At 44.2% G+C, this 4663-nt stretch carries 3 protein-coding genes and 1 pseudogene; all 4 read right to left on the bottom strand.

Translation table 11 applies throughout. From position 1 onward, the window contains the following. Positions 1–2072 (bottom strand): beta strand repeat-containing protein (locus YWE_RS28180; protein ID WP_029096171.1); only part of this gene is annotated, 2072 nt, incomplete at its 3' end. Between the two features lie 800 nt (positions 2073–2872). Further along, complete coding sequence (locus YWE_RS28185; protein WP_036016713.1) at positions 2873–3139, bottom strand: IS1/IS1595 family N-terminal zinc-binding domain-containing protein; 267 nt, start codon at positions 3137–3139, stop codon at positions 2873–2875. 413 nt (positions 3140–3552) lie between these two features. Further along, positions 3553–3888 (bottom strand): annotated as a pseudogene (locus YWE_RS31545) (IS66 family transposase zinc-finger binding domain-containing protein); the annotation flags it as partial. Between the two features lie 201 nt (positions 3889–4089). Further along, on the bottom strand, positions 4090–4605 hold the full coding sequence (locus tag YWE_RS28195; protein ID WP_428829297.1) for a fimbrial biogenesis chaperone: 516 nt from the start codon (positions 4603–4605) through the stop codon (positions 4090–4092). Positions 4606–4663: the final 58 nt, after the last annotated feature.

Raw genomic sequence — 4663 nt, forward strand, 5'->3', positions numbered from 1 at the left:
CCGCCATGAACTAAACCCGCCACGGTCAGATAGGTCTCTGCCGTGTTGGTCTCGATACGAATACCATAACCCTGCTGCGATACAATCGCACCACGTGTAATCGCATCGATAGTGGACAGGCCAGTATCTCCGCTAAAGAGGTAGCTCGATATATGGACAGCGTTATTATCGGTAGCGACCTGATTAACATCCGCGATGATAATTGCACTGCCATTATCGGCATTTCCTTCCAGGTCAATCCCTTCCGCACCGCTAATCTGGCCGACGACAGTCAGGTCAGTTGTTGATAGGCCGGTCTCGGCATACGTGTCCATACGTATCCCTTTGACAGTCGACCTCACATTATTGACATTGATGATAGCAGTCGCATCGCCTGAATACGCGGTGGTTTCGATAACAACCCCCTCGTCCACATTGGCGATAATATCACCGGTCACCGTTACAGCGGTCAAAGTTTGACCCGGATAGCTATAATTATTGATGTAAAGCCCCCGATAACCGGCGCTAATATTGTTAGCCTTAACGCTTAAAGAGGAATTACCTTCAGAGGCACCACCGTACAGGTTAATTCCAGTGCCGTTTTCCGACTCAATGTTTCCCGACACGTCAAGATTGAATAACGCATTCCCCATCTGACTATTTGTATATAGGTAGAGTCCATCGTAAAAAGCAGTTACGTTGTTCAACCTGATCGACGTCATGGCATTACCTTGACTCGCGCTACTGTACATACTTATCCCAGCACCGTTTTCCGAGTCAATACTTCCCGATACGTCGAGATTGAACAACACATCGCCCACTGTAACACTGGTGTTTAAATAGAGCCCACCGTATAAGGCGGTCACGTTATTCAATTTGATAGACGTCTTGGCGTCGCCTTGATAGGCATAACTGTTGATGTACATTCCAGCGTCATTTTCAGACTTAATATTCCCCGACACATCGAGATTGAACAATACATTCCCCATATAAGCATTGGTGTTTAAAGAGAGCCCAGTGTAAGAGGCCGTCACGTTGTTTAACGTGATAGACGTCTTAACGTCCCCTTCATTTGAAGAGGAACCCAGCATCATACCGCCGCCCGAAGTGGCGGTGATATCTCCAGACAGCGCAATATCTGTTAGCGCTTCACCATACTGGGTATAATTATTAATATTCAAACCAGATGAACCACTGATGATATTGTTGGCCCGAAATGTGAGGATTGACGTGCCTTGACTCGCATACCCACTTAGATTCCCCCCCGTCCCCGCGCTGGTACGAATATCACCATCCACCTCAATATGGGTTAGTGCATCGCCATCCCCATTGTTATTATAGATATCGAGGCCATTGGACTCAGCAGTAATATTTTTTGAATCAAAACTAACAATACTAGAACCGCTAGAACCTGTGTTGCTAATAAAGACCCCAGTGGAATCGAAGTGAATATCACCGGCCAACGTCATATCGGTATTTGCCGTACCATTTTGTGAAGTATTACTGCTCTGGATACCAGAATAGCTTGAAATGGCCCCGGCATTCAGGGTGATGGTGCTATCTCCTACAACAGAAGCATTAAGGTAAACAGCTGGATTACCATTCTCCCCGCCGGATAAAACGCCTGAAATATTGACTAGAATCGTCGAATCTGCACCGCTCTGATTATCGACCCAAATACCGTTGTTAATCGTCCCATTAGTCTTAATCAGGGTAGTCGTCGATAGCCCGGTAGCGGAGGTATCATTCAGGGTTTTTAACGAATATGCCCCCTCAGCGTTCAAGGTTGAGGCATGAATATCGGTATAGCTAATCGAACCCGAACCATTGAGACTCAGTGCTGAATCAGTCGTTCCGGATTCATTGACACTGAAATCAGGCCCAGTTTCAACAGCAATATCCGTATCGCTGATGGTGATACCTGCAGTGTTGGTATTTTCGCAAAGATAGCTACCAGCCCCTATACTTGTACACCCAGCTTGAACCCCTTGCGGCAAGATAATAAGAGTGACTGCCAATACAGCCTTCAATAAAACCGTGTTTGGGTTAAGCGTCAGACACTCACTTGGTGTCAAACATTTTATTTTTCTCATATAGCATCCCTTCCGATATTGCTCGATGAATTAATGATTATTAAACACAGAATAAGAACATAAAATTTAATTAGTTAACAAATTAAATCAGAAAGTAAACTCTTCCCATTCTATCCGTTCATATAATGCAAGCCTTAGTTACAGGCATCAATATGGAGAACTTTTTGAGCTAATTAATCTGTCTCTGAATTTTCCCACCTAGCAATACTGCAGTCTCACAACTCAATGCAGAGGAAGGCACGCTCATTCAATACTCTAGCCTCGGTTACATGACAATGAATACATTTGTGTTTCGGTAAACATTACCCTAAAAAGGCGTCAGTAACATTGACATCATAATGGCTATCCAGAGAACTAAAAACTACTCATCAATTTATCCAAAACATGCACATTCATCGAGTGCCCTTAGACCAATCGATAACCTTTTTTTCCCCAGAATGTTGCCTCGAGGATTACTAGCAAGGTTAGCGGCATCAATCATCACCAAACCAGCGATAGGTTAGCCTGATGAGCCCTTATAACATATTGCGAAATTCGGCTTACCATTCTGTGGCGACAGCAGACCGAGACTTTCGGTAAGCAATGTAAATAAATTTAGTCTGAAAGTTTTTTTGCAGTGACTACAGAAGTAGCACTTCATACCGCTACGGACTTTGTCATCCTTGTGGATATTAGACTCTTTGTCACTGATGGGGCCAACTCGGTGTATTTTATGAATAATTAACATGTCAAAACACCTTATTAACCTCACGACAGCCCTGCATGTACAGTCAATCATCTACACTGTTCGTGGATGCCAGTTATTTATCACTGACAAGATAGTGGCGGACCGTCGGTAGGCCTACCTGAAGCACTGCACTAATCATCTCAGGCGTATTACCTTGCGATATTAATCGGGTGACCTGCCGCGCTATCTGCGCTTCATTGCCTTTATAAATGTATTTAGTCAGGAACGTTTTTTTACATTCCTGACAGTAATAGCGTTGCGACCCCACTTTACTCTTACCGTGCTTTTTAACACCACGCGTTTGGTTACAGTGATGACAGATAGGTATCAGCATTCTCATTATGATGCATCCTTAATAGGGAGAAAGAACATATGATGAGACTCACCACATTTTATCCCATGCAGATTATTAGTACTGGTTTATAACTAGATGGGTTATGACGTTATCACCAAATAATATCGGTATTGATGCTATTCGAATCTAACTTTTGCAACTCTACTTCATTGAAGTGCAATACAATTAGAATTGTTACTTTATTGCTAATTAATTACAGGATGTACTCATAACGTATCGATGGTCACACAAACAACGCATTATTTAAATTAAATATTATTAATATAATAAAAATAGAATTAAAAACCACCTTAATTAATTTAATTATTTTTTTATTTCAAAGAAGAAGAAAAAACACGCAATTGACACACGAATCTCGACCACAATTGAATGAGCGCTTATTGGCCGCGTAAGAGCGGGACGATGCGATCACTCCGTAGACAAACATGTTTTTCCTGTACAGTACGGATAACTCGGAAGGCACTACGCATAAGCTCCCGTTATTCAGCCGCATCCTCACCGAGATATAACAATACACCACCACAGTCTGAGCAACCGGTTTCTACTGGCAGCAGGCTTTTCTCATCGTGAAGCAGTGATTCAGGGAACGGTTTACGTGTATAAGTCTGGCTAAGTGACCGCAGGACATCTGGATTATCCACCCGGCCAGTCATGGCATCACTTTCCAATTGGAGTACATTCAGCTCTGGCTCTGTCTGCGCGATGTGACGACTTATTTTTTCGGACTGGCTGCCAGAAAATACTTTCACCGACTAACGGGGTCTATGTGATGCAGAACCGATCTCTTACGTCAATGTGAGTTCGCCGCAACGTTACATTATTACGTTTGATTAACGTTGTAGCATGGAAAAAATACCCTTATCGTTATGAAGAAAAGCACTCGGCAATGCTATTGTTCAGCATGTTAATAGGCACGCCTTGTGATTTCTACATCACTAATCCTTGAGTGATTGCGTGCTCACGACCCCGTTACCATCATCATTAATCAGCGTGTAGCTGATGCTCTCGGGTTGCCATGCCGCCTCGGTGTTCATCTCCAGCGTTTTATGGCTAAAGGGCGCGAGCATACCCGCGTCCAACATAATAGATTTATTCCCACCACTGACCCTCGCTGTACTGAACGTGGCAAAATAAGGGGAGGGATTATTGACATTCAGTTTCAGCCGGCCTGGCTGCCTGACGAGGGTAAACTGCTGCAATTCGGCCAGTGTGTCGACCTCCGGCGTCAACCCTTGAGGCCGATAGAACATCTTCAATTGCAATCGCACCGCGACTTTTACCGCTGAAACACCCGGTGGCAGGTTTGCATCAATGGGAGGGATTTCATAAATNTTCAGCCAATATAACGATTCACGATCTTGAGGTTGTTTTATCTGGGTGGCCAACAACCGCACGTTTTTATGCTCCCCAGGCTCAAGCCGAAAAAGTCCCGGCAAGGGCAATACCGGCACCTCCCCTGCCGTTTCAGGTGTACCGTCAGGCGCCCCATCGTCAATCCAAATCTGGACT

The organism is Budvicia aquatica DSM 5075 = ATCC 35567 (assembly GCF_000427805.1).
In the GTDB taxonomy this organism is placed as follows: Bacteria; Pseudomonadota; Gammaproteobacteria; order Enterobacterales; family Enterobacteriaceae; genus Budvicia; species Budvicia aquatica.

What these genes read in the sequence shown, in the direction of transcription:
- YWE_RS28185 (WP_036016713.1), bottom strand. Translation starts at nt 3,139, where the DNA reads ATGAGAATGCTGATACCTATCTGTCATCACTGTAACCAAACGCGTGGT.